Below are 832 nucleotides of genomic sequence, written 5' to 3'. Positions count from 1 at the left end.
CACGGGTTATTGAGGTGTTACCAAATTTCTTATTAACTTTACCACCAGAAGGAAAATTAATCATAGCTGTTTTAACTCTATTTAATGCAATGTTAGCCGATTTTAATGAGTCCCAACTAAAGTTTAATTGACTGCGATAATGACTTGTTAATATTAAATAACGATAAGCTAAAGGATCTATTTTTTCTTCCTCTATACTTTTTAATAGTAGAGACTTCCCAGATTTTGATATTTTTTCTTTATTCAATTTAAGAAAATAACCATGCATCCAATAATTTGCAGGATTTTTCCCATGACGCGCCTGACATTGTGAAATTTCGTTTGAATGATGAATCGGTATATGATCTTCTCCACCCACATGTATATCAAAAACAGTCCCTAAGTATTTTTCACTCATAGCTGAGCATTCAATATGCCATCCTGGAAAACCAACGCCCCATGGACTGTCCCACTCCATTTGTCTTGATTCATGACTCTCTAATTTTTTATTACTAAATTTCCATAATGCAAAATCAGTTGCATTTTTTTTATCAGCGAAGTCGACTCTTTCGCCTGGTTGGAGCCCATCAATAGCGAGTTTTGCTAATTGCCCGTAGTTAAAATTATGTTCTGATAATTTTTGAGTATTAAAATAAATGCCATCATCAATTTTGTAAGTAAAACCTTTTTTTTCAATTTCTAAAATATATTCGATTTGCTCTTGAATATGCTCCGTTGCACGACAAATTATTTTTGGACGTTTAATATTTAACTTATCTGTATCTTTTAGAAATACATCTTCGAAATACTGAGCTATTTGCCACGCAGTCTTATACCAATCAGATTAAATTTA

The 832-nt window shown here is 32.1% G+C and carries 1 protein-coding gene; it reads right to left on the bottom strand.

Annotated elements, in window-relative coordinates:
* Positions 1–796: cysteine--tRNA ligase (locus tag CJF42_RS26245; protein WP_502694820.1), on the bottom strand; the 796-nt coding region annotated here is incomplete at its 3' end.
* Between the last annotated feature and the right edge of the window lie 36 nt (positions 797–832).

This window comes from Pseudoalteromonas sp. NBT06-2 (assembly GCF_002276045.1).
GTDB lineage: Bacteria > Pseudomonadota > Gammaproteobacteria > Enterobacterales > Alteromonadaceae > Pseudoalteromonas.
This window is presented reverse-complemented; position numbering and strand designations above follow the sequence as displayed.